Here is a 25,281-nt window from a genome sequence, read left to right as displayed (position 1 = left end):
AAAAAACGGATAAAACACAGATTGCACACGACACCACAAGCCACCTTACCATAGAAGCAATACGGAAAAAAGCCGGTCGCGGGCAACCGCCCGCGACCGGCTTCGCGTCAATCAACTGTCGGCTACAGCTCCGGCATGGACAGGGGCGGCAGCGCCCGCTCCAACCGTTCGGCCACCGAAAGCATGTCCGCCTCGCTGAAGGCCGGGCCCATGAGCTGGAGCCCAACGGGCATGGCGGAATCCCTGCCCAGCCCGACGGGCAGCGACATGGCCGGGATACCGGCGAGGTTGGCGGAAATGGTGAAGATGTCCATGAGGTACATCTGCAACGGATCGGCCTTGTCGCCCTTGGTGAAGGCCGTGGTCGGGCAGACCGGTCCGGCGATGAAATCGCACTGGGTGAACGCCTTTTCAAAGTCCCCGCGCAGGAGGCGGCGGACCTTGGCGGCCTTGTTGTAGTAAGCGTCGTAGTAGCCGCTGGAAAGCACGTAGGTCCCCATGATGATACGCCGCTGCACCTCGTCGCCGAACCCTTCGGTGCGGCTGGAGGTGTACATGTCGATGAGCTCCTCGGCCTTCTTGTTGCGATGGCCGAAGCGCACGCCGTCGAACCGCGACAGGTTGGACGAGGCCTCGGCCATGGCGATGATGTAATAGGTGGCGATGGCGTACTCGGTCAGGGCCAGCTTGACCGGCACGGTCTCGGCCCCGAGCTTCTCCATTTCGGCCACGGCGTTCGCGCACGCCTCCTTGACCTCGTCGTCCAGCCCCTCGCCCCAGTATTCCTCCGGCAGGCCGATCCTCACGCCCTTCAGGTCGTCGCGGCCCAATGCCGCGAGATAGTCGGGAACCTCGACATCCACCGAGGTGGAGTCCTTGGGATCGTGCCCGGCCATGACCTGGAGCAGGCGGGCGGCGTCCTCCACCGACCGGGTCATGGGACCGATCTGGTCGAGGGACGAGCCGTAGGCGATAAGCCCGAAACGGGAAATGCGCCCGTAGGTGGGCTTCAATCCCACGATGCCGCAGAAGGACGACGGAGTGCGGATGGAACCGCCGGTGTCCGTGCCGAGCGCGCCGAAGCACTGCCCCGCCGCCACCGTGGCACCCGAGCCGCCGGACGAGCCGCCGGGCACCCGCGAGACGTCCCACGGGTTGGCGGTTGCGAAGAAGGCCGAGTTTTCCGTGGAAGAGCCCATGGCGAACTCGTCCATGTTGGCCTTGCCTATGAAGACGGCCCCGGCTTCCTTGAGCTTGGCGACGGCCGTGGCGTCATAGAAAGGCACGAAATTTTCGAGAATCCTGGACCCGCAGGTGGTCTTCACTCCCTTGGAGGCCAGCAGGTCCTTGAGCACGACGGGCACGCCCCACAACGGCTTGGACGCGTCGGGACCGGCCGCGTCCATGGCCTCGGCCTCCTTCATCGCCTCTTCGCCCATGACCGTGATGAGCGCCTTGACCTTGGGCTCGGTCGCCTCGATGCGGTCCAGGCAGTGCTTGACCACCTCGACAACCTTGATTTCACCGGACTGAAGCAGCGCAGCAATCTCGGAGAGGGTCTTCGTATACAGTTCAGACATTAATCAATCCTGAATGATATCAAAATATTAAACAATGCGAGGAACAATGAAGAACTGGCCGTCCTGCTTGGGGGCATTGGCCAGGATTTCCTCGCGCGCGTAGTCCTTGCGCACCTCGTCCCGGCGCAGCACCGTGGTGTGATTGACCGGGCTGTACAGGGGCTCCACCGCGTCAGTGTCGAGCTCGCCCAGCTTGTCCATGTAGGCGAGGATGTCGCCGAGTTGTCCGGCGAACAGTTCAAGCTTGTCCTCGGGCAGGTCGAGCCGGGAGAGGCGGGCGACCTTGGCCACTTCTTGGGGACTGATCTTCATGGGATTCTCCTTTATGGGTCAAGCCGACCGGCGGGTCGGCTAGCGGTCGGGATTGGAGACGGCTTTGCCCTCTTCCATCAACCGCTTTTCGTAATTTTCCATGCGCTTCTCGCGACGGGCCTGGGCCCTGGCGATGCGCTCGGCGAGCTTGTCTGGTTCCACTATCCGCTTGCCGTTGCTGGCCGGGGTGAACAGGTACAAATCCTGGCTGGCCATGCCGTTCCCGTCCCAGGTCATGGGAGCCATGCTGAACTCCATGTCGGCGGCCTTGCCGATGCGGCCGTTGACCAGATCGCTGTCCCAGGAAGCGGGCAGGGAACCGAGTCGGCCGGCAAAGCGCAGGAAGTCGTAACCCAAGGCGACCCAAAAGTCGGCCTGTCCGAGTCCTTCCTCGGTCAGGGCCGTCTGCAAAGCCTTGCCGCCATCGGAGTCGCCCCACCACGCGCCGGGGCAAACCGCCAGCCGATAGTAGTGCTCGTCCACGTCCTTGGCCTCATCGAGGACGCGGCTCCACAGGCCGGGGCCGAGGAAGACCAGTTGGTCGCCCTCGTAGAAAAAGAAGTTCGGCAACAGCGTCTGGGCCTGCTGCCAGCCGTCGGGGATGAACACTGCCCCGAAATCCGGCATGGGCAAGGGAACGTCCTTGTTGTTGCTGAAATTGGAGGGCACGTTCAGCAGCTTGCCCACGCGACCGGTCCACTGCTTGAGTTCGCGCGGCGGATAGGACTGCATCCCCTTGATCTGCCCGCCGAGAGGCGCGGCCTCCTGGTAGAAGGTCTGGGCCATGGTACGGCCGAATTTCTCTTCGGGGTAGAAAATGGCGAGATCGGTGATGCCGAGTCTGTCCACGGTCAGCCGGACCAGGCTGCGGACCTCGTCATTATGACTGGTGAAGAACCGCCAGGCGTCCTTTCCCTCGGTCAGATCGCCCAGGGAGGACAGGAAGGCGAACACGGCCCGCCGCTTAAGCACCCCCGCGGCCGGGGACTCGGGGGCGTAGAAACGCTTGAAGGCATCGACGCGCAAAGGGCCGCCGACCACGGTAAAATGGGAGGGCAGGTTGGCAAGCCGCGTCTCCCAGCCGGGAGCCTCGGTATTGATGACCTTGAGTTCCACGTCCACGCCTTCCTGGGCCAGTTGCCACTGGGCCAGCCCGGCGCCGCGCAAAATTTTGACGCCCACCTTGGCGTAAGGCCCGGTCACGGGCAGGGCAAGGGCCAGCCCGATGCGCGGCAGTCCGAAGCGGGCCTCCAGGTCGGCCAGCCTGTCCTGCAACGGGGCGAGGTCGGCCAGTTCGCCGGAAGCGGCCAGATCGCGCAGGGTGCGCCAGGACGCGGACCACGCTCCGGGCTCGGACGCCTTGCGCGCGCCCAGCTCGAATGCCGTCAGGGCATAGGGGAACCGCCACTGGTTGGCCGGGGTGACAGCCGTGGCCAGACGGCCCAGCTCAACATCGTCCATGTCGGACAGCCGCCGGGAAAATTCCTGCTCGAACTGCGACCGGGCGTGATCGTCGGGGGCCTGGGCATAGAACCTGCCCAGCACGTCCATGGCCTGTTCGGAGTTGTCATGGCTCCGGAAATATTCACCGTACCACAACGCCACCACCTGCCGGGTCTCCCACGGCACGGTGGAGCTGCCGAGCACCCACTGCAAATGATTGTTCAGCCGCTCGGTCTTGCCCAGGGCGGCCATGGAGTCGAGATAGAGCCGCTCCCAGTCCGCGCGCTCCAGAGCCGTGGTGTCCAGGTTGGCCCATTGCTCCAGGGCGATGCGCGCCTGATGGTAATGATTGTTGCGCGAAGCGGCCTCGGCCAGGCGGGAGTAGACCGTGGGCAGTTCGCTGCGGACCAGGTCCTTCCGCTCAAGCGCGGCGGCGTAGTACAGCTCGACGGCTTCCCAGCGTTCGCCCCGCCATGCGGCGTCGGCTTCCACCAGGAGATTGGGCGTGGACAGCATGTCGGCGCTCTTGACGGGCGGCGTCATGGGCGCGCAGCCCCAGGCGAGAAGCGCGATCAACAACAGGGCGGCAAGTATCTTGACGGTATATGCGGTATGTTTCATGGGGACGGCTTGGTGGCTTGGCGGTTCGGCTCCCGACATAGACCGGGGCCAGATAAAAAAACCCGGCCCGCAATACTGCGGACCGGGTAATGCTATACTTCGCTTGGCCTGTGAAGGCAAGCCGAACTACTTGACTTCGGTGTAGTCGGCGTCCACGACGTCGTCGTCATCCTTGGCCGAGGAACCGGCTTCGGCTCCGGCCGCGCCTGCCGCAGCGCCGGGATTGGCGTTGGCGGCGTTCTGCTGGGCGTAGAGCTGTTCGGCCAGCTTGTGCGAGGCCTGGGCCAGTTCGTCGGCCCTGGCCTTGATCTGATCGGCGTCGTCGGCTTCGAGAGCCTTCTTGACGGCCTCGATCTTGCCTTCGATGTCCGCCTTCAGGGCCGGGTCGACCTTGTCGCCGAGGTCGCGCAGGGACTTCTCGGAGGTGTAGACCAGGGTATCGGCCTGGTTGCGCGCCTCGATGAGCTGCTGCTTCTTCTTGTCCTCGTCGGCATGGGCCTCGGCGTCCTTGACCATCTGGTTGATCTCGTCCTCGGACAGACCCGAGCTGGCCGTGATCTGGATGGACTGCTCATGGCCGGTGCCAAGATCCTTGGCTCCGACGTGCACGATGCCGTTGGCGTCGATGTCGAAGGAGACCTCGATCTGCGGCACGCCGCGAGGCGCCGGCGGAATGCCGGTCAGCTCGAAGTTGCCGAGCAGCTTGTTGTCGGCGCACATGGGCCGCTCGCCCTGGAAGACCCGGATGGACACGGACGGCTGATTGTCGGCCGCGGTGGTGAACACCTGAGACTTCTTGGTCGGGATGGTCGTGTTGCGCTCGATCAGGTGCGTCATCACGCCGCCCATGGTTTCAATACCCAGAGACAGCGGGGTCACATCGAGGAGCAGGACGTCCTTGACGTCGCCCGCCAGGATGCCGCCCTGAATGGCCGCGCCCATGGCGACGACCTCGTCCGGGTTCACGGAGCGGTTGGGCTCCTTGCCGAAGAAGGACTTAACCTTCTCCTGGACCAGAGGCATACGGGTCATGCCGCCCACGAGGATGACCTCGTCGATGTCGGCGGCGGACAGACCGGCGTCCTTGAGGGCCTTCCTGCACGGTCCGACGGTCCGGTCGACCAGGTCCTCGACGAGCTTTTCGAGCTTGCCGCGGCTGATCTTGACCATCATGTGCTTGGGGCCGTTCTGGTCGGCCGTGATGAACGGCAGGTTGACCTCGGTCTCGACGGAGGAGGACAGCTCGTGCTTGGCCTTCTCCGCGGCTTCCTTCAAGCGTTGCAGGGCCATACGGTCCTTGGACAGATCGATGCCGTTTTCCTTCTTGAACTCGTCCACCAGGTACTCGATAATCCGATGGTCGAAGTCCTCGCCGCCCAGGAAGGTGTCGCCGTTGGTGGCGCGCACTTCGACGACGTTGTCGCCCACTTCCAGGATGGAGATATCGAACGTGCCGCCGCCGAGGTCGAAGACCGCGATCTTCTCGTTGGCCTTCTTGTCGAAGCCGTAGGCCAGCGACGCGGCGGTGGGCTCGTTGATGATGCGCTTGACCTCAAGACCGGCGATCTTGCCCGCGTCCTTGGTGGCCTGGCGCTGCGAATCGTTGAAGTACGCCGGAACGGTGATGACGGCCTCGGTGACGGGCTCGCCAAGGTAGGTTTCGGCATCCTTTTTCAGCTTCTGCAGGATCATGGCGGAGACTTCGGGCGGAGAATACTTCTTGCCGCCGATCTCGACCCATGCATCGTTGCCGTTGCCCGCGACGATCTTGTAGGGGCAATGCTCGCGCCACTTGTTCACCTCGGGAGCATCCGAGGAGCGGCCCATGAGCCGCTTGATGGCGAAGACCGTCTTTTCGGGGTTGGTCACGGCCTGACGCTTGGCGATGTCGCCCACAAGCCGTTCTTTATCGGTGAAACCCACTACGGACGGAGTAGTCCGGCCGCCTTCGGGGTTGGTGATGCATTTCGGGTCCTTGCCCTCCATGACGTAAACACAGGAGTTGGTGGTTCCGAGGTCGATCCCTATGATCTTACCCATATTATGTCCTCCTAGATATGAAAGTCGTATTCGACGTAAATTTTCGTTACTTTCTTCAATAATCACGCGTCAGCCCTTGTAAAGGCCGAGGCGTCAAAAAATCTACACCTTGTTGACCATGACCTTGGCCGGGCGAAGCAGGCGTCCTTTCAGGCGATAGCCGTTCTGGACCACCTGTGCGACCTGGTTGTCGGCCAGCGAAGGCTCTTCCACGGTGCCGACGGCCTCGTGGATTTCGGGGTCGAACTCGATGCCGACGCCCGCCTGCACGGCCTCCAGACCGTGGTTCTTGACCGCGCCCAAAAAGAGCTTGCGGGTCATGTCCACGCCGACCATGAAATTCCTGCACTCGGGAGAAAGGTTGTCGGTGTGGGCCAGAGCCAGGTCCAGGTTGTCGAGGACGGGCAGCAGGTCGGCCAGAATGGACTCGCCCGCGTACTTTCTGAGTTCCTCGGCCTCCCGGAACAGCCTCTTCTTGACGTTCTCGGAGTCGGCCAGGGCGCGCAGCCGGATGGCTTCGGCCTCCTTGAACACGTCACATTCAGGACAAACCGACTCCTTGCACAGCGCGGTCAGCTCTTCCTTGCTCAGAGACACCTCCGCCTGCTCCTCGGCGGGCTCGTTCTCAACCCGGCCATTGGGAGCCTGCTCCTCGGGGTCCTGTTCCTCGAATATCCGGCCCTCATCGTCATACAGACCGTTAATGGGCACTTCGTTTTTGTTTTTAGCCATGAAATCAATTCCTTGAGAAGCGGATTATGTAATGAAAAGGCTCGCGGGGAGCGAGACCTGAGGGGAAAATAAGCATGGGGATAAGGTTGTCAATAACCGGGATGACAAGAAAAAAAGTTCCGGGCGCTTGCGCGGCTGAAGATCAGATGCGGAACTCTCCGTTCTCGTAGATCAGCCTGGGGCTGCCGTCCGCGAGCCAGGCGGTGACGCGCTTGGGCTGAGTGTTGACCAGGTCCCAATGCATGTCCGAGGAATTGAAGCCGAGCTCGTACTCCAGCTCCGGCGTGAGCAGTTCGGGCGGCCCAGAGAAACTCTCCAGCACCGAACCGCCCAGTGCGATATGGCAGTTGCCGTGCTCCCCTCCGAAATTCTCGTCCAAAAGTGTGTGGGCCATGAACCTGTCCACGCGGGAGAAGCGCCTGTCGGTCAGGGAAAACTCCCCCACCCTGCGCGCGCCGGCGTCCGAATAGAGCTGCTGCTGGACGAACACCTGTCCGCGTCCGGCCTCCACGCGGGAGGCGACGCCCCCGGAGAAGTCCAGGGCCATGCCCGCGACCAGGTGCCCGTAGCGCAAAGTAGGCTGGTCCGCGTAATAGGTTCCGTCCACCTTGCGCGCGTCCGGGGCCACGTAGATTTCGTAGCCCGGGATGTTTGCGCCGTTCACGCCCACGAAACGGCGGTTGTCGCCGATGCCCACGGAGAGATCGACGTCCTCGGACTCGACTTTGACGCTGCGGATGGCCATGGCGTCGAGCCAGGCGCAGACCTCGCCAGCCTCCCGTTTCAACCGCCGCCATTCGGCGACGGGATCGGGCATGTTCAGCCAGCAGGCGCGTTTCAAGGCGTATGCGTACTCATCCAGCGTCATGCCCGCTCCTGCGGCCAGGGCTTCGGTGGGATAGAGGCAGGTGGTCCACCCCATGCTTCCGGACTGCCTGCGCCGTTGCAGGATGCGCCGATGAAGCGCATCGGCCCGCCTCGCCTCCGCGATGGTGCGCGGGTCCACCGTCTGGAGATAGGTCAACTCCTCCGGGGCGATGATATTGATGACCCCGCCGATTTGGGAATACAACTCGGCCAGGCCGGGCTGCTGGAAGAGAAGCTGGCCGAAGCTGGAATTGAGATACCGCTCCATCTCCATGTACGGGGTGGGCTGGGCCATGGCCACCGGCATGAGGTGCATGTCCATGAGCCGCGAATAGACCGCCTCGGCCAGGGCCAGTCCCGGGATGTCGTAGCGAATGAGAACCGCCTCGCTGTTGCGCAGGGGACTTTCCCTGGATTCGTTCAAGGCCCAGGTAAGGACCTCGGCGTAATTCTCCATGTCGGTCTGATCGTACAGCGGCACACGGGCTCCTCTGGTTCGCGCCGCGAATCGGGCGGTGCGCAAGGATAGCCAATCCGGGGCTGCCGGGGCAACCGTTTTCACGACGAACGCGCCCGCGCCGCTTTACTTCGCGACAGGGTGGTCGTACACCGGACCCATGCCCGTACTGCCCATCCCCGATTATCGGCCGCCCTTCCCGTTCGCCTCGGGCCATCTGGCCACCCTGTACCCGCCGCTCTTCCGGCTCGCGCCCCTGACCGCGCCCGAAACCGAGCGCGTAGAGCTGGCGGACTCGGACTTCCTGGACCTGGACTGGCACCGCTCTCGCACCGGCGAGAGCAACAGGCTGGTCATCGTCAGCCACGGCCTTGAAGGCGACTCCCGGCGCAAATACGTCCTCGGCATGGCGGTCATGGCCAACAAGGCGGGCTGGGACGCCGCCTGCTGGACCCAACGCGGCTGCGGCGAGGAGCCCAACCGGCTGCCTCGCTCCTACCACTCAGGCGAGACCGGCGACCTGCATGAGATCATCCTCCACTGCCTGTCCACGGGCAAATACGACAAGGTGGTCCTCATCGGTTTTTCCATGGGCGGCAACCAGACCCTCAAATACCTGGGCGAGAACCCCGGCCGGGTGCCCCGGGAAATCGCCGGGGCCATGGCCGTGTCCACGCCCTGCGACCTGAGCGGAGCCGAGCGGGTCATTTCGGCCCACCACGTCTATTTCGAATATTTCATGCGCGGCCTGCGCCGCAAGATGCGCGAAAAGGGAGAACGGTTCCCGGAGCTGGTGGACGCGTCCAAACTCAAAGGCGTCCGCACCCTGCGCGACTTCGACGACAGGTTCACCGCACCTCTCGGCGGCTTCGAGGACGCGGACGACTATTACGCCAAGGCGTCCTCCCTTCAATTCCTGCGGTCCATCCGGGTGCCGACCCTGCTGGTCAACGCCCAAAACGACCCGTTCCTGACGCCGTCCTGTTTCCCGGTGACCGAAGCCATGTCCAACCCGCACCTGTTCCTGGAAATACCCCTCCACGGTGGACACGTCGGTTTCGTCTCCAAAAACAGGGAAAACGTGTATTGGTCCGAGCGACGGGCCAAAGCGTTCCTGAGCGAAATTCCGGCCTGACGCCGCCCCGCCATCAACGAAAAAAGCCCGCGCACAGACCTGTGCTCGGGCTTTCATCGTTTTAAGAGGTGCGCCTAATTAAATCGGCACCGCTTCCTGACGGCCACCAGGGCCGCCAACGGGATCAGGGTGCCGAACACGCCGAGTACGCCGAGCACGTATGGCTTGTGGCTCCAATCCATGGAAATGAACTGCATGGACAGGGCCGCGATGAAAAATATCTCGAAAGTCAGGATTCCCGAGGCCGCGCCGACGTCCGTATCCACCTGGTCGAGAATCATGGAGTTGGAGATGGGCCGGGAAAACCCCACGCTGAGGGACATGCAGAACATGGGCAGGGCCAGGGTCAAGGGAGTGCGCCCGCCGAGGACGAACATCAGGACGGTGGACGCGAAAAGAAAAGCGAAGGTCGCGTAGAGCATACTCAACGGCTTGTAAGTGCCGACCAGCCGGGTGCAGATGAAGGACCCGAGCATGAAGCCCACGGCGTTGGCCCCGAAATAGATGCCGAATGCCTGCTCCGACAACCCCAGCTCGTTGATGTACATGTCCGCCGAACCGCCGATGAAGGCGAAATGGGGCAGGGACATGAGGGCGAACCCGGTCGCCAGGACCGTGAACGGCAGGTTCCGCAACACCAGGCGATACCGTCCGGCCACGGCCAGAAAACCGCCGCGCGTAAACTCGGTGAGCGGCTCCTTGAGACGAAGCACCCCGTACAGGCCGATCAGGGCCATACCGACCTGAACAATGAAAATCCAACGCCAGGAAGCGAATTTGAGCATCAGCCCGCCGATGGACGGAGCCATCATGGGGGCCAGGGCCATGATTACCCCAATATAGGCCAGAATCTTCTGCCGCTGCGCTCCGTCGTAGAGATCCTTGGACAAGGCCAGGGCCAGAGACGCCCCCGCCGCCGCGCCTGCGGCCTGCAAACAGCGGAACGCGAGCAGAAAGCCGATGGAGGGAGCCAGGGCGCAGCCGAAGGAGGCAACTATGAACAGGAGCAGCCCGCCGACGAGCACGGGCTTGCGCCCGAAACGGTCGGACAGGGGGCCGTGTATGAGCAGGAAGATGCTGAACACGCCCATGAACAGGACCATGGACAGGTTGGCCGTGGCATAGGTGATGCCCCACAATGCCTGCAATGTGGGAATGGCGGGCAGATACATATCGGTGGACAGCGGCGGAAAGGCCGCCAGCAAAGACAACAGAATCAGGTTCGGCATGTGCTCCCCAATAGAAAGTTGAAGGCGCAACTTTCTAAGAACATGCCCGGGATGTCAAGCGACATTTGCGACAGCCCCGGGCGGCCTGCCCCAAAAAGAAACCTACTACTCCCCGCTTTCGCGGCAGGACGTTGCGAAGCTAAAAATGGCCGCGACCAAGGCGCATACAAGGAATGCACGGGTGCGCCCCCTTGCCCCGCCGGAGGTGAAATCACCCGAGGATTGCCGCAACTCGGCTTTCAACGCCTGATTTACCTCTTCAAAAAGTTGAAGGAAAGTTCCAAAAAAAGGGCCGGCGTCCGTTCCCGGACACCGGCCTGTAGCGTCGGTTAATTCCAACTATGCGAAGACAAGCTCCCCGCCGCTCTCGTCCACGGTGACGGTATCGCCGTCGGACAGATCGCCCGCGATGAGCCGCTTGGCCAGAGGCGTCTCCAGGTTGTGCTTCAGGTAGCGGTGCAGAGGCCGCGCGCCGAAGGACGGGTCGTAGGCCGACTCGGCGATGAACGCCTTGGCCCGGTCGGTCAGGGCCAGCCCTATGTTGCGGTCCTCAAGCCTGGAACGCAGGCCGCTCACGAGCAGGTCGATGATGCCGATGAGCTGATCCTGGGTCAACGGCCGGAAGAGCACGGTCTCGTCGACACGGTTCAGGAACTCGGGCCTGAAGTGGCGGCGCAACACCTCACGCACCTGGTCTTCCACCCCGGGCTTGAATTCGCCGGAATCGTCGATGCCGTCGAGCATGAACTCGGCCCCGAGGTTGGAGGTCATGATGACGATGGTGTTCTTGAAGTCCACGGTCCGGCCATGGGAATCCGTCAGCCGCCCGTCGTCCAGAATCTGGAGGAGCACGTTGAACACGTCATGGTGCGCCTTCTCGATTTCGTCGAACAGGATGACCGAGTACGGCTTGCGGCGCACGGCCTCGGTCAATTGGCCGCCCTCGTCATAGCCCACATAGCCCGGAGGCGCGCCGATGAGCCGCGCCACGGTATGCTTCTCCATGTACTCGGACATGTCGATACGGATCATGTTGTCCTCGGTATCGAACAAAGCCGCGGCCAGGGTCTTGCAAAGCTCGGTCTTGCCCACGCCCGTGGGGCCGAGGAAGATGAACGAGCCGATGGGCCTGGTCGGGTCCTTGAGCCCGGCGCGGGCGCGGAGCACGGCGTCGGCAACGGCCTGGACGGCCTGGTCCTGGCCTATGACCCGCTCGTGCAGGGTGTCGGCCAGCCGAAGCAGCTTCTCGCGCTCCCCTTCCATAAGCCTCGTGACCGGGATGCCGGTCCACTTGGAGATAACCAGGGCGATATCGTCCGGGCCGACCTCTTCCTTGACCATGCGCGGGGCGTCGCCCTCGGCCAGGGACTCGTTGCGGTCGGCCAGTTCCTTCTCCAACTGGGGCAGCTTGCCGTATTCCAGCTCGGCGGCCCGGTTGTAATCCGGAATCCGCTTGGCTTCGTCGATCTCGCGGCGGGTGGCCTCGATCTCGCCCTTGATGGCGCGCAACCGCTCGATGGAAGACTTCTCGTTCTCCCACTGGGCAAGCATGGCGGCCTGGGATTCCTTGAGTTCGGCCAGCTTCTTCTCCAGATCGGCCAGCCGCTCGCGGGACGCCTTGTCGGACTCCCGCTTCAGGGCCTCGCGCTCGATCTCAAGCTGCATGACCTGCCGATTGACCGTGTCCAGCTCGAAGGGCTGGGAATCGATCTCCGTCCGAATCAGGGCGGCGGCTTCGTCGATAAGGTCGATGGCCTTGTCCGGAAGCTGCCTGTCGGTGATGTACCGGCTGGACAGAACGGCCGCCTCCACGATGGCTCCGTCGGCGATGCGCACGCCGTGGTGCACTTCGAACCGCTCGCGCAGTCCGCGCAGGATGGAGATGGTGTCCTCGACGGACGGCTCCTCTACAAGCACGGTCTGGAAACGGCGTTCGAGCGCCGGGTCCTTCTCGATGTACTTGCGGTATTCGTCCAACGTGGTCGCGCCGATGCAGTGCAGCTCGCCGCGCGCCAGCATGGGCTTCAGGATGTTGCTCGCGTCCATGGCCCCGTCGGTCTTGCCCGCGCCCACGATGGTATGCAGCTCATCAATGAACATGATGATCTGTCCGGCGGACTCGGCCACTTCCTTGAGCACGGCCTTGAGCCGCTCCTCGAACTCGCCGCGGTACTTGGCTCCGGCGATCAACGCGGACATATCGAGGGAGAAGACGGTCTTGTCCTTCAATCCCTCGGGCACGTCGCCCTTGACGATACGCTGGGCCAAGCCTTCGGCGATGGCGGTCTTGCCGACGCCCGCCTCACCGATGAGCACCGGATTGTTCTTGGTCCTTCGGGAAAGGATGCGGATGACGCGGCGAATCTCGCTGTCGCGGCCGATGACCGGATCGAGCTTGCCCGAACGGGCCTCCTCCACCAGGTCGCGGCCGTACTTCTTGAGCGATTCGTAGGTAGCCTCGGGGTTGTCCGAGGTCACGCGCTGCTTGCCGCGCACTTCCTCAAGCGCGGTCAGGACCTTGTTCTTGTCCAGGCCGAACTGCTTGTTGACCTTGCCCACGCCGGTGCTGGACGGCTCGTCCATGAGGACCACGAAAACGTGCTCCACGGAGACATACTCGTCCTTCATGCGTTTGCGCATGTCGTCGGCGGCCACAAGGGCCTTCTGCATACGCGGCGTGACCATGATCTGATCCGGGCGCGCGCCCGGGCCGCTCACTGACGGCATCCTTGCGATCTCGGCATCCACGGCGCCGAGATAGGCGTCCGGGGCCACGCCGAGCTTGCGCAGGATCTGGCCCGCAAGGCCGTTCTCCTGCGCCACCAGGGCGTGCATGAGATGTTCGCAGTCTATTTGCTGGTTCCCGCTCCGAATGGCCAGATTCTGGGCTTCGGACACGGCTTCCTGTGTTTTACGAGTAAACGTGTTGATATCCATATGATTACCTCCTCGCGAAATATATCGGTCAGACGAACCTTCTCAATTCCTCGACTTCGGTTTCGAGCTCTTCAACCCGTTCGAGCAGATCGACGATGATGGACCCGCCATAGACCGAGACTTCAAGGTCGCGGACCAGACGCATGAGCTTGTGGATGCGATACACGTCCTTGAGCCGGAACAGGTATTCCTCGGCCCCGGTCTTCTTGGGGCTGATCCAGCCGAGATCGACCAGCTCGCTCACTTCGGCGGGCTGGATGGCGGTCAACTGGACCAACTGCGCCCAGGCCACGTACTCACTGCGTTCGGGCAGATTAAGGCCCGGCAGATGCATCATCATTTCCTGCAATCTTTTCGTGGTCATCATCGTACCTCTAAAAACTTCTCGGCTTGAAGGCCGAAGTCTTCTGCAACTGTTCGAACAGGTCGCGCTCCTCGGCGGTAAGCCGCTCGGGGACCTGGATCATGATACGCACGTACTGGTCGCCCTTCTTGGCGCCCGAACCAAGGCCCCTGCCCTTGATGCGCAGCTTCTTGCCCGAGCCGATGCCCGGCGGAATCTTCATCTCCACGGCCCCGTCCAGGGTGGGGATGCGCGCGGTGGTACCGAGCGCCGCCTCCCAGGGAGCAAGGGGCAGATCGAGGATGACGTCGGATTCCGACACCTTGAACATGTGATGCGGCATAAGCCGTATCTTCAAATACAGGTCGCCCTTGGGGCCGCCGTTCATGCCGGGATTGCCCTGGCCCGCCAGACGAATCTTCTGGCCGTCCTTGATGCCCGCGGGCACCGTGACTTCCAGCGTCTTGGTGGTCATGCGCGGGTATCCGTCCGGCCCGGCGGTCTGCTCCTGCAGGGAAATGGACTTCTTGCCGCCCCGGTACGCCTCTTCAAGAGACAGTTCATAGGACGCCTCGGAATCCGCGCCCCTGCGCGGACGGGGCTGGTAGCCGCCGCCGAAATCGCCCTGCGAGAAGCCGCCCTGATGGAAGCCGCCGCGAAAACCGCCGCCCCCACCGCCGCCGAAGATGGTCTCGAAGAAGTCGGAGAAGCCTGCTCCCCCGCCTCCGAACCCTCCGCCTGAGCTGAAGTGGACATTCTCATAGCCCGGCGGCGGCTGGAAGTTCTGGCCATGCTCCCAGTTCGAGCCGAACTGGTCGTAAAGCTTACGCTTCTTTTCGTCCTTGAGGACTTCGTAGGCTTCGTTGATCTCCTTGAATTTGTTCTCGGCTTCCTTGTCGTTCGGATTGAGATCGGGATGGTACTTTCGGGCCAGCTTCTTGAAAGCCTTGCTGATCTCTTCCTTGGAAGCGGAACGCGGCACTCCGAGGAGTTTGTAATAATCTCTATATTCCATTAGAATTTTATCCCTTGGTGCTGACTATTTATAATTTCTCCAACGCCTACCTAAGGTAATATGCCTTTGCGGGGTGTCAAGACCGCAACGACGACAAAAAGACTATTTTCCACAGAGTTATCCACAAACATTTATAGGAGAAAACCATGCGTCGATCCACACCGTCCGCTCATTGCGCGCTGATTCTATGCCTGGCTCTCTCATCCATCGCCTGGACACCCTGGGGGGCCATCTACGGAAGCGCGCGCGATGAACGCAGCGTCGGCGACCAGGCCGCGGACAAACAAATTTCCCTGACCATTAAAACGGCCCTGGCGGACAAGGACTCGGCCCTGGCCCTCAAGGTCCACGTCTACTGTTTCCTGGGGCAGGTTTATCTGGTCGGCGCGATCAACGACAAGGGATTCCGGAGTTTTGCCGCAAAGACGGCGAAGGGCACATCCGGGGTGAAGAAAGTCACCCAACACTTCGTGGCCGAGACGGACACCACATCGGCCGACCTGGAGCTGACGGCCAAGGTACGCTCGGCGCTCATCGCCAACGGCGACTTGAGCTCCACGCAAATCGAACAGGAAGTCATGAACGGCGAAGTAGTCCTGATCGGCATGGTCAGGACCAAGGCGGACGCGGCCCTGGCCGTGAAGGTGGCCAAGTCCGTGCAAGGCGTGCGCAAGGTCACATCCTTCCTGATCCCCTCGAAATAGGGGCGGAAGATGGCCCGGCCGGGAGACCGGCGAAAAGAGGTCAGGCTGCCGAACGATGCGAAGCGGCGGGACGGCACTGGCCCCGATTGAGGGCGTCGACCAGGTCGCGGGCGGAGTTGACCGGCACGGTGAAACGCGTCGGGCACCGGCCCAACTCGGCGAGGGTGTGGGCGTCGGAACCGGCCACAGCGATCATGTCGTGCCCCGAGGCCAGTTGCAGGGCCTTTTCATTCTCCGCGTCGGAGTTGCGCCCGTTCCTGACCTCGGCGATACCGCACAGCCTCCGCTCGAAGACGGCCGGGTCCGCCGGACGCCAAACGCGGCACGGATGGGCCGCAACGGCCGCGCCGCCCAGCTCGCGCACCCGGGGGAGCAGCCTTTCCGCGGACAGTCCGGCGGGCAGCGTCCGAACATCTCCGAATACGAGGTAATCGCCCTGGTCCGTGGTGTACTCCATTCCCACGATCACAAGCAGCCCATCGGGCTGAAACCCCTCCCGGCATTGCGTCAGAATGGACATGGTGTCGTGATCGGTGATACACACGCCATCGAGTCCCTTCGCCCTGGCATGGGCAAGAATCTCGGACGGCTTGAGGACGCTGCACGGCGAACAGGTGGAGTGGACATGAAGGTCTATCAGCATATAGAACATACTACACCCGCAATCCGCCATGACAATGAGATTATATTAATGAGACACATCGTTTCCATCGGGCATCTCGATTGCAGGACCGGGGCCGTTCATGCCTGACGCCTGCATCCTCATCCTGCTCGACGGACTGGGCGACCGTTCCCACCCGGCCCTCGGCAACCGCACCCCGCTCCAGGCAGCGGCCACGCCCTGCATGGACCGGCTGGCTTCCCTGTCGGCCACCGGCCTGTACCACGCCACCCTTTTCGGCCAGCCCCTTCCCTCTGAGAACGCCCACTTCGCCCTGTTCGGCGGGCTGCCCGACGAATTTCCCGGCCGCGGCGCGCTGGAGGCGCTGGGCGCGGGCATCGACCTCGGCCCGGACGACGTGGCCCTGCTCGCCCATTTCGCCCATGTCGGGCCGGACGCCCACAACAATCTCATCCTGCTCCACGACAAATCGCCCATGGCCCAGGACGAAGCGGAAACTCTCTTCGCCGCCCTGCCTCCCTTCGAGCGCGACGGCGTGACCGCCACCCTCCATCCCGTGGGCGGACTCTTCGGCGTCCTTGTCCTGCGCGGCGTGGTTTCGCCCTTCGTCACGGACACCAACCCCATGGAGGATGGACGTCCGCTGCCCCGCCCCCTGCCGCTCCGGGACCACGCCGACGACCCGGCGGCCCGGCGCACGGCCGAATTCCTGACCGCGTACCTGTCCCGTGCACACCGCATCCTCGCAGAACTCCCTCTCAACCGAGAACGCGAACGCTCGGGGGGTATTCCGGCCAACGGCCTCGTCACACAGCGGGCCGGGAGGCTCAAGCCGTGCCCAACCCTGCGCGAACGATACGGGCTTCGGGGACTGTCCATCGCCACAGGAGTCATGTACGCCGGGCTGGCCCGGTTCACGGGCATGGATTTTCTCAAGGCCGACGACACCGGTGATCCGGGCGCGGACCTGGCCGCCCGGGTGCGGCTCGCCCTGGAGCGGGCGGGCGACTACGACTTCATCCACGTGCACACCAAGACCCCGGACCAGGCCGCACACGGCAAGTCTCCGGAAGCCAAGGTGCGGGTCATCGAATCCCTGGATCGAGGCCTCGCCGAGGTGGCGGACGACATCCTCGCCGATCCGCGCCTGCTCCTGGCGGTGACCGCCGACCACTCCACCCCGAGCAGCGGCGCGCTCATCCATTCGGGCGAGCCGGTGCCGCTCATGTTCGCGGGGGAAGGCGTACGCCGGGACGCGACCTCCGCGTTCGACGAAATAGCCGTGGCCGGAGGCGCGCTAGGCTGTATGCGGGGACGCGAATTCCTGTTCACGGTCCTCAACCATCTCGACCGCGCCCGCCTGGCCGGTATCCACGACACGCCCGATCCCGTTGAATACTGGCCGGGCGATCACCCACCGTTCACCCTTGATCCCCAGGAGTGACCATGCACCCGCTCGGTTTCATTCACGGACGTTTCCAGGTCCTGCACAACGACCACCTGGCCTACCTGCTGGCCGGGAAAAAACTGTGCGCCAGGCTGATAATCGGCGTGACCAACCCGGACGCGGCCACCACGCGAGACGAGGCCACCGACCCCGACCGGTCGGCCCGGGAGAACAATCCGCTCACTTACGAAGAGCGCAAGGCCATGATCGAAGCGGCCCTGGTGGAGGCCGGGGTGAACCGCCACGAATTCTCCGTGGTTCCCTTTCCCATCAACTGCCCGGACCTGCTCAAGGACCGCGCCCCGCGCGATGCGGTGTACTACCTGACCATCTACGACGACTGGGGCAGGGAAAAACTGCGGCGGTTCCAAAGCCTGGGCCTGACCACGCACGTCATGTGGGAGAGGAAGGAAAGCGAAAAGGGAATCAGCGGCACGGACGTGCGCGCGGCCATCCGCGACGGCCTGGAATGGCGCTCCATGGTGCCTCCGGCGGTCGCGTACCTGGTGAAGAAATGGCATCTCGCCGAGCGGCTGAGAGGAATGTGACCGCCCCTATGCGGAAGGCGGAGTCTCATTCTCAGGGTCGTAGTCCTTGGTATCGCGGTTGTAGCAGTATCGGCAATGACCGGGCCTGCGGAACCAGCGGATGAGGATGATGCCGGTGACGAATCCACCCACGTGCGCCCACCAGGCCACTTCCTCGGTGCCCGCCGCTGTTGCGTACACTCCGGAAAGAAGTTGCGTGACGAACCAGAATCCCAGGAACAGCGACGCCGGAATACGGAAGATGAAAGGGAAGAAAAAGACGGGAACCAGCGTCAGAACCCGTCCGTGCGGATATAGCACTATATACGCCCCCATAATACCGGCAACGGCCCCCGAAGCCCCCACCACGGGCATGGGCGAGGTCCGCTCGAAGGCCATGTGCATGGCCACGGCCGCCAGTCCGCAAAGCACATAGAAAAGCACGAACCAGCCGTGGCCGGTGACATCCTCGATGTTGTCCCCGAATATCCACAGCATCCACATGTTGAGGATGACGTGCAGCCAGCCCCCGTGCAGGAACATGTAGGTCAGAAACGGCCATCCCATGGTGTCCGGATAGCCTGCCCAGGCCGCCCAGCCCGGCTCGAAGAACCGCGCGGGGACCACTCCGAAAAGATGATAGACCCGGGCCAGGGACTGCGGCGGCAGATTCGCGACGAAAAGAAACACCAGGGCGTTCACCGCGATAATGGCCGCCACGGCGTAGGGCCGTGTCACGCGCGGCACATTGTCGCGAATGGGAATCACGCCTTGCCCCTCCCGGCGTCCAGCTCGGCGGCCAGTCCCGGCCAGAGGCCGCTCATCCAGTCGGCAAACTCACGGTTGCGCCGGTCCCAGGCGGCCGAAGCGGCCTCGTCCAGACGGCGAGCCCCGTCGGCCAGCTCGGCCAGCCCCTTGTCGTTGTCCACCACATGGCCGCAGGCGGCGAGCTTGTCGGCCTCGGGCCACTGCCAGGAGTCGAACACGGCCAGGGTCTCGGGCGAAAGACGCCGCAACTCGCGCAATTCACCCGTTCGCTTGGACTCGGGGCACCGTACTCCGGCCACGAGATCCACCATGCCGGACTTGTGCCAGCCGCCTTCCAGAAGCAGGGGAACCTCGGCATAGGCCACGGGTTCGTCTCGATGGGCCTTGAAGAACTCCTCGCACCGGTGCTGGACCATGGGGTGCACCATGTCCATGACTTCCCGGCGCACGGCCTCGGATTCCCGCATGGCCGTGAAAAGTCCCGGTTTGTCCACTCCGCCGCCGTCCAGGGTGTAGCGGCCGCCGTACCGCTGCCGGATCATGGCCGCGCCGTCGCCGCCCGGCCCATACAACTCGCCCACGCAATCGTCGGCGGAGAAGCAGGGCCGTCCCATGTCGCGCAACGCCCTGAGCAGAGCGGACTTGCCGCCGCCCGGCATCCCGACGATGCCCACCCGCAGGCATTCGCGCGGCAGCCCTGCCAACAGGGCGCAAAAGTCCTCGGGCGGCTCCTGCCAACGGGTGACGGGCTCGCCCGTTACCGGATGGGGAACCGAAAGATAGAAGGCGTGGAGCATCTGGCGCGGCGCCAGTCCGGCCAGCCGGTCGGACCGGCGGGACCATTCGGCGTTTTCGCGCGGGCCGTAGGCCGCGTCGCCCAGAAGCGGATGCCCGATGTGGGCCATGTGGACGCGAATCTGATGGGTTCGGCCCGTATGGATGCGCACGGCCGCCAGGGAGGCCAGGCCGCGCGGACCGGTCCAGAGCACACGGTACTCGCTGCGCGCCTCGCGTCCGCCCTTGGGCACGACGGCCATCAGGGTCTTGCGGCTGGGATGGCGTCCCATGGGCGCGTCGATGAACCCTTCCGCAGGCTCCGGACGCCCGTGAACAAGGGCCAGGTAAACCTTGAAGACGTTCCGTCCGGCGAAATCCTCGGACAGCTTCAGCCGGGCCGCCTCGTTCCTGGCCACGGCCATGAGCCCGGAGGTGTCCTTGTCCAGCCGATGGACAATGCCGGGCCGCTGTCCGTCCATGCCGCTGTTTTCCGCCGCGATGTCGGGCCAGCGGTGCAGCAGGTGGTTGACCAGGGTGGGCCCCGGCTCGCCGGGCGCGGGATGGGTGGTCAGTCCGGCGGGCTTGCAGACCACGAGCATGTCCTCGTCCTCGAAAACGGCCTCGATATCGCCCCGGACCGGCTCGGGCCGGACCTCGCCAGGTTCAGGACCGGCTGCCCCGATGGTCACGGTCTGACCTACGGCCAGCTTCTGTTTTCCCTTGGAAGCGGCTTCGCCGTCGACAAAAGCCAGGCCGGACTCGATCCAGCTCGTGATCCGCCCCCGGGAAATACCCTCTTCCGCCAGTTCGCGGCCCCAAAACTTGTCCAGCCGGATGCCCGCATCGGCGAGCGAAACGGTCCGTTCCCATTGCTGTTCGATTTTTTCTTGCGTCATGGTGTCCTTGATATACCGGGAATCATTGGAAAGCAAAATTCAATTTTGGTTTATACGCTAATCTGTCTAAAAATTCGCCCTTGACCCAACTTCTCCATCTGCGTAGAAAAAAGAAATTTGCGCAATTGAAACTTTCCTTAGATATTATAAGAACCCATTTACCAAAGAGAGGCGATTATGGCCTTACACCTGGTTGACCACCCGCTGATCCGGCACAAGGTAGGTCTGCTCCGTAGGCACGACATTTCCACCAGCCACTTCCGTACTCTGGCCAACGAGATCACCCGGCTGCTGACCTACGAGGCTACCAAGGATTTCGAAACCGAGAAGGCCACCATCAAGGGCTGGGCAGGCAACGTCGAAATCGACCGCATCAAGGGCAAGAAGGTCACCGTGGTACCCATCCTGCGCGCAGGCCTGGGCATGATGGACGGCGTATTCGACATGATCCCCGGCGCCAAGGCGTCCGTGGTCGGTTTCTACCGCAACGAGGAAACCCTGGAACCCGTCCAGTATTACGTCAAGCTCGCCAAGAACATCGACCAGCGCATGGCCCTCATCCTGGACCCCATGCTGGCCACCGGCGGCACCCTGAACGCCACCATCAAGCTGCTCAAGGAAGCGGGCTGCCAGTCCATCCGCGGCCTGTTCCTGTGCGCCGCACCCGAGGGCGTGGAGCGGATTCTGTCCGAGCATCCCGACGTGGACATCTACACGGCGGCGTTGGATGACCGACTCAACGACGTAGGATATATCATCCCCGGTCTCGGAGACGCGGGGGACAAGATATTCGGCACCAAGTAGGCAAAGGGCACGCTAAGAAGCGTGCCTTTTTTTGAGACCGTTGGGCAACACAGGAGTCGGGGGGCTCCGCAACCAAGAGAGAGGAGTTGGCAACAATGAGTGACGTTCATTCCACCGAGTACAATTTCAGACCGAAGGACGCGCTGCTGGGGGCGCAGATGCTCTTCGTGGCCTTCGGCGCGCTGGTTCTGGTGCCGATCCTGACGGGCATCGATTCCAACGTGGCCCTGTTCACGGCGGGCATAGGCACCCTGCTGTTCCAGGTGGTCACCAAAGGCAAGGTGCCGGTATTTCTGGCATCGTCCTTCGCCTTCCTTCCGCCGCTGTTCGCGGCCCAGCAAGGCGAGTTCACCTATCCCGAAATCATGTGCGGCCTGGTGGCCGCAGGCGTCCTGTATGTGGTCATCAGTCTGTGCATCCGCTTCTTCGGCGCGGGCTTCCTGCACAAGCTGCTGCCCCCCATCGTCACCGGCCCGGTCATCATGCTCATCGGCCTGATCCTCGCTCCCGTGGCAGTGAACATGGCCCTCGGACACAACGGCCAGGTCTGGCTTGAGCCGCAAATCCCCTCCATGATCGTGGCGGGTGTCGCGCTGCTGACCACCATCCTGATTTCCCTGCTCGGCAGGGGATGGCTCAAACTCGTTCCCATCCTGTGCGGCATCGTCGCGGGCTACGTCTGTTCCCTGATCCTTGACGCCACCGGCATGACCGCCTCCATGTACGATGCCTTCGTGGCCACGGCCGTCGACGGAAAAGTCGGCGGCATGGGTCTGGCTCCGTGGATGGACGGCACCCTGATATCCCTGGCTCCCGTGCAGAACGCGAAGCTCTTCGCCATGCCCAACTTCTCCATGCCCACCTGGAGCTGGGAAGCCGTCCTCTACGTGGTGCCCATCGCCATCGCTCCCGCAATCGAACACTTCGGCGACGTCCTGGCCATCGGCTCCATCTCCGGCAAGGACTACGTGAAAGACCCGGGCATCCAGAACACCATGCTCGGCGACGGCCTGGCCACCTCTCTGGCCTGTATGCTCGGCGGCCCGCCGAACACCACCTACTCCGAGGTTTCCGGCGCAGTGGCCCTGACCCGCGCCTTCAACCCCGCGATCATGACCTGGGCGGCCATCACCGCCATCCTGCTCGCCTTCGTGGGCAAACTCGGCGGTTTCCTCAACACCATCCCCATGCCGGTCATGGGCGGCATCATGCTGCTCCTCTTCGGCGCCATCACCGTCATCGGCCTGAACACCCTGGTCCGTTCCCAGCTCGACCTGCTCCTGCCGCGCAACATGATCATCGTGGCCATCATCATGGTCTTCGGTCTCGGCGGAATGGTCCTGAACATCGGCATCACCGACCTCAAGGGCATCGGCCTGGGTGCCATCGCGGGTGTGGTCCTCAACCTCATCCTCCCCTGCAAGGACTGCAACGAGGAAAACGACCCCGCCGAACTGTAATACGAATCCGAACACATCGCCCGGCCTCCGCGCTCGCGGTGGCCGGGCTTTTTCATGCCCGGAACTTAGGCCCGGATTCCCGGACGCGCCTTTCCGCCCTCTCCGGGATAATCATACGGTATGGGACCTATCTATCCCCCCCGCTTTCACGGCAGGACACCGCAGAGCGGAAAAACGCCCGCGCCAATAGCGCACACAGGGGATGCAAGGGTGCGACCCCTTGCCCGCCGGAGGCGAAATCAGCCGACTATTGCCGCAAAGCGGCTTTCAACACCTGATTTTCGCCTTCAGGAAGCTACAAACAAGTTCCCTACGGTATCCGTTGCCACATCTTTTCCGATGGACCATGCGTAGGTTAGCGGCTATCATGCAAAACTCAGGAGGAATGACCCATGCGCGAGACGGTGACCGGACTGGTCCTGACCTACAACGGCGAGCGGCTGCTCGAAAAATGCCTCAAGTCCCTCGATTTCTGCGACGAGCTGCTGGTGGTGGATTCCCAGTCCACGGACCGCACCCGCGAAATTGCGGAACAATGCGGCGCGCGGGTCATCGTCCGGCCGTGGCCCGGCCCGGTGGACCAGTTCAACTTCGCGCTCGGCGAGATCGGCACGGCCTGGGTCATATCCCTGGACCAGGACGAATACCTAACCGAAGAGCTTCGCCGCAACATTTTGAAAAACCTCGATAAAAAAGAACGGCTGGCCGGTTATTTCGTTCCCAGAAGCTCTTTCTATTTCAATAGATTCATGAAGCATTCCGGGTGGTATCCCGACTACCTGTTCCGCGTATTCCGATCCGGCGAGATGGAAGTCACGGCCTCTGGCGCGCATTATCATTTCGAACCGCGCGGCGAGAGCCGTAAGCTGTCCGGCGACATCCTCCATTACCCTTACGAGTCCTTCCGCCAACACATGGACAAGATCAACTACTACGCCGAGGAAGGGGCTGCCGCCCTCCGCGAGAAGGGAAGAAAGGGAGGGGTCTGGCGAGCGCTGCTCCATGCCAAGATGCGGTTCATCAAGCTCTACCTGCTCAAGCTCGGCTTTCTGGACGGCACAGCCGGATTATGCAATGCGCTGGCCGGATTCTACTACACCTTCCAGAAATACATCCGCGTGGAAGAGACCAAAAAATGGGGCGACGGATAAGCGAAATTTCATCCCCCTTCTTCAATAAAATTGTTCCGATATTTTTCCCTTTGTGCTAATCATTCCCAAGAAGAAATCACACCCTGTCTTTTGGAGGAATCATGGAATTTGATATTGCCCAAATCACCGCGACCTTGACCAATTACATAACCCAGTATGGTCTGCGCATACTCGTCGCCCTGCTCATATTCGTCATCGGACGAATCATCGCCAAGGGCGTCGCCAACGGGTCGCAACGCGTCATGCTCAAGGCCAAGGTCGATGAAACCCTCGCCTCGTTCCTGAGAAACATCATCTACTACGCCCTGATCGCGGCGGTGGTCATCGCGGCCCTCGGACAGGCGGGCATCAACGTGACGAGCTTCCTGGCCGTACTCGGCGCCGCAGGCCTGGCCGTCGGCCTGGCGCTCAAGGACTCCCTGTCCAACTTCGCGGCGGGCGTCATGCTCATCCTGCTCAAGTTCTTCCGCAAGGGCGACTATGTCACTGCGGGCGGCGTGTCCGGAACCGTTACCGCCATCAACATCTTCAACACCGTGCTGACCACTCCGGACAACATGGTCATCACCGTGCCCAACTCCTCCATCCTCGGCGGAACCATCACCAACGTCACGGCCAACGACACCCGCCGGGTGGACATGGTGTTCGGCATCGGTTACGGCGACGACCTGCTCAAGGCCAAGAAGACCCTGGAGCGCATCGTATCCGAGGAACCTCGGGTCCTGACCGATCCCGCGCCGACCATCGAAGTATCCGAACTGGCCGACTCCTCGGTCAACTTCGTGGTCCGTCCGTGGTGCAAGACCTCCGACTACTGGGGCGTCTACTTCGCCCTGACTGAAAAGGTAAAGCTCGTCTTCGACCAGGAAGGCATCTCCATTCCCTTCCCCCAGCAGGACGTCCATATGTTCCCCGTTGGCAAGGAATAGACGCGGAACAACCGTTCTCTCGCAGAGATTCGCAAATGGCCCCGGCTCGGAAACGAGCCGGGGCTTCTTGTTGCAAAGACAACCGGACAAACACCTTGGATGCCCAAAGGGGAAAATCAGGTGTTGAAAGCCGCTTTGCGGCAATAGCCGGATGATTTCGCCTCCGGCGGGCAAGGGCTCGCACCCTTGCATCCCATACGAGCGCCTTCGGCGCGGGCTTTTCTTGCTCCGAGGGGGTATGCCGCGAAGGTCGGTAGGGGAATATGGTGGTTTCTAAAAAAGCAACTATCCGTTTCGCCCCATGGAGAGGGGAAAATCAGGTGTTGAAAGCCGCTTTGCGGCAATAGCCGAATGATTTCGCCTCCGGCGGGCAAGGGCTCGCACCCTTGCATCCCATGCGAGCGCCTTTGGCGCGGGCTTTTCCGGCTCCAAGGGGGTATGCCGCGAAGGTCGGGAGGGGAATATGGTGGTTTCTACAAAAAAAG

At 62.7% G+C, this 25,281-nt stretch carries 21 protein-coding genes; 8 read left to right on the top strand and 13 right to left on the bottom strand.

The annotated features are described in order from the left end of the window. Positions 1–122 precede the first annotated feature (122 nt). The 6 genes from gatA to PSN43_RS09745 form a co-directional block, all read right to left on the bottom strand. Positions 123–1,580, bottom strand: a complete 1,458-nt coding sequence (gene gatA / locus PSN43_RS09770; RefSeq protein WP_272700532.1) for an Asp-tRNA(Asn)/Glu-tRNA(Gln) amidotransferase subunit GatA — start codon at positions 1,578–1,580, stop codon at positions 123–125. Between the two features lie 27 nt (positions 1,581–1,607). After that, positions 1,608–1,892: an Asp-tRNA(Asn)/Glu-tRNA(Gln) amidotransferase subunit GatC gene (gatC, locus tag PSN43_RS09765; protein WP_272700531.1), complete on the bottom strand. Its 285-nt coding sequence runs from the start codon at positions 1,890–1,892 to the stop codon at positions 1,608–1,610. Positions 1,893–1,931: 39 nt separating this feature from the next. Beyond that, entirely contained in the window at positions 1,932–3,956 is a 2,025-nt protein-coding gene (locus PSN43_RS09760) for a hypothetical protein (RefSeq protein WP_272700530.1), read from the bottom strand. A gap of 126 nt (positions 3,957–4,082) precedes the next feature. After that, complete coding sequence (gene dnaK, locus PSN43_RS09755) at positions 4,083–5,996, bottom strand: molecular chaperone DnaK (protein ID WP_272700529.1); 1,914 nt, start codon at positions 5,994–5,996, stop codon at positions 4,083–4,085. Between the two features lie 102 nt (positions 5,997–6,098). After that, positions 6,099–6,728, bottom strand: a complete 630-nt coding sequence (locus tag PSN43_RS09750; protein WP_272700528.1) for a nucleotide exchange factor GrpE — start codon at positions 6,726–6,728, stop codon at positions 6,099–6,101. Between the two features lie 142 nt (positions 6,729–6,870). Further along, entirely contained in the window at positions 6,871–8,076 is a 1,206-nt protein-coding gene (locus PSN43_RS09745) for an aminopeptidase (RefSeq protein ID WP_272700527.1), read from the bottom strand. 136 nt (positions 8,077–8,212) lie between these two features. Between PSN43_RS09745 and PSN43_RS09740 the strand changes: the two genes are divergently transcribed. Beyond that, a complete protein-coding gene (locus PSN43_RS09740) occupies positions 8,213–9,187 on the top strand; it encodes a YheT family hydrolase (RefSeq protein WP_272700526.1) in 975 nt (324 codons plus the stop codon). 74 nt (positions 9,188–9,261) lie between these two features. Here PSN43_RS09740 and PSN43_RS09735 read toward each other — a convergent pair whose 3' ends face one another. The 4 genes from PSN43_RS09735 to PSN43_RS09720 all read right to left on the bottom strand — a co-directional run bounded on the left by PSN43_RS09735 (position 9,262) and on the right by PSN43_RS09720 (position 14,711). Then, positions 9,262–10,416, bottom strand: a complete 1,155-nt coding sequence (locus PSN43_RS09735; RefSeq protein ID WP_272700525.1) for a multidrug effflux MFS transporter — start codon at positions 10,414–10,416, stop codon at positions 9,262–9,264. A gap of 339 nt (positions 10,417–10,755) precedes the next feature. Beyond that, positions 10,756–13,353 (bottom strand): ATP-dependent chaperone ClpB, encoded by a 2,598-nt coding sequence (gene clpB, locus PSN43_RS09730; protein WP_272700524.1) that lies wholly within the window; start codon positions 13,351–13,353, stop codon positions 10,756–10,758. Between the two features lie 28 nt (positions 13,354–13,381). After that, complete coding sequence (locus tag PSN43_RS09725) at positions 13,382–13,717, bottom strand: chaperone modulator CbpM (RefSeq protein WP_272700612.1); 336 nt, start codon at positions 13,715–13,717, stop codon at positions 13,382–13,384. A gap of 10 nt (positions 13,718–13,727) precedes the next feature. Then, positions 13,728–14,711, bottom strand: a complete 984-nt coding sequence (locus tag PSN43_RS09720; RefSeq protein ID WP_272700523.1) for a DnaJ C-terminal domain-containing protein — start codon at positions 14,709–14,711, stop codon at positions 13,728–13,730. Positions 14,712–14,857: 146 nt separating this feature from the next. Between PSN43_RS09720 and PSN43_RS09715 the strand changes: the two genes are divergently transcribed. Continuing rightward, positions 14,858–15,415, top strand: a complete 558-nt coding sequence (locus tag PSN43_RS09715; RefSeq protein WP_272700522.1) for a BON domain-containing protein — start codon at positions 14,858–14,860, stop codon at positions 15,413–15,415. A 40-nt stretch (positions 15,416–15,455) separates the two neighbouring features. Here PSN43_RS09715 and PSN43_RS09710 read toward each other — a convergent pair whose 3' ends face one another. Beyond that, positions 15,456–16,058, bottom strand: a complete 603-nt coding sequence (locus PSN43_RS09710; RefSeq protein WP_272700521.1) for a PHP domain-containing protein — start codon at positions 16,056–16,058, stop codon at positions 15,456–15,458. Between the two features lie 100 nt (positions 16,059–16,158). Here PSN43_RS09710 and PSN43_RS09705 point away from each other — a divergent pair, with 100 nt between their 5' ends. Then, positions 16,159–17,481: an alkaline phosphatase family protein gene (locus PSN43_RS09705; protein WP_272700520.1), complete on the top strand. Its 1,323-nt coding sequence runs from the start codon at positions 16,159–16,161 to the stop codon at positions 17,479–17,481. A 2-nt stretch (positions 17,482–17,483) separates the two neighbouring features. Next, the gene (locus PSN43_RS09700; RefSeq protein ID WP_272700519.1) at positions 17,484–18,032 is read left to right on the top strand and encodes a nicotinate-nucleotide adenylyltransferase; all 549 of its coding nucleotides are present in this window, start codon (positions 17,484–17,486) and stop codon (positions 18,030–18,032) included. A gap of 6 nt (positions 18,033–18,038) precedes the next feature. Here the strand turns inward: PSN43_RS09700 and PSN43_RS09695 are convergent, their stop codons facing one another. Together PSN43_RS09695 and PSN43_RS09690 are read right to left on the bottom strand one after the other, a co-directional pair. Continuing rightward, entirely contained in the window at positions 18,039–18,779 is a 741-nt protein-coding gene (locus PSN43_RS09695; RefSeq protein ID WP_272700518.1) for a rhomboid family intramembrane serine protease, read from the bottom strand. Beyond that, the gene (locus PSN43_RS09690) at positions 18,776–20,452 is read right to left on the bottom strand and encodes a dephospho-CoA kinase (protein WP_272700517.1); all 1,677 of its coding nucleotides are present in this window, start codon (positions 20,450–20,452) and stop codon (positions 18,776–18,778) included. Before PSN43_RS09690 ends, PSN43_RS09695 begins: the two co-directional genes overlap by 4 nt. A 177-nt stretch (positions 20,453–20,629) precedes the next feature. Between PSN43_RS09690 and upp the strand changes: the two genes are divergently transcribed. The 4 genes from upp to PSN43_RS09670 all read left to right on the top strand — a co-directional run bounded on the left by upp (position 20,630) and on the right by PSN43_RS09670 (position 24,796). Then, on the top strand, positions 20,630–21,256 hold the full coding sequence (upp, locus tag PSN43_RS09685) for a uracil phosphoribosyltransferase (protein WP_272700516.1): 627 nt from the start codon (positions 20,630–20,632) through the stop codon (positions 21,254–21,256). A gap of 95 nt (positions 21,257–21,351) precedes the next feature. Beyond that, positions 21,352–22,716, top strand: a complete 1,365-nt coding sequence (locus PSN43_RS09680) for a uracil-xanthine permease family protein (protein WP_272700515.1) — start codon at positions 21,352–21,354, stop codon at positions 22,714–22,716. Positions 22,717–23,108: 392 nt separating this feature from the next. Then, complete coding sequence (locus PSN43_RS09675; RefSeq protein ID WP_272700514.1) at positions 23,109–23,867, top strand: glycosyltransferase family 2 protein; 759 nt, start codon at positions 23,109–23,111, stop codon at positions 23,865–23,867. 101 nt (positions 23,868–23,968) lie between these two features. After that, complete coding sequence (locus PSN43_RS09670; protein ID WP_272700513.1) at positions 23,969–24,796, top strand: mechanosensitive ion channel family protein; 828 nt, start codon at positions 23,969–23,971, stop codon at positions 24,794–24,796. The last annotated feature ends 485 nt before the right edge of the window (positions 24,797–25,281 follow it).

The sequence above is a fragment of the Desulfovibrio sp. Fe33 genome (assembly GCF_028532725.1).
GTDB lineage: Bacteria > Desulfobacterota > Desulfovibrionia > Desulfovibrionales > Desulfovibrionaceae > Pseudodesulfovibrio.
This window is presented reverse-complemented; position numbering and strand designations above follow the sequence as displayed.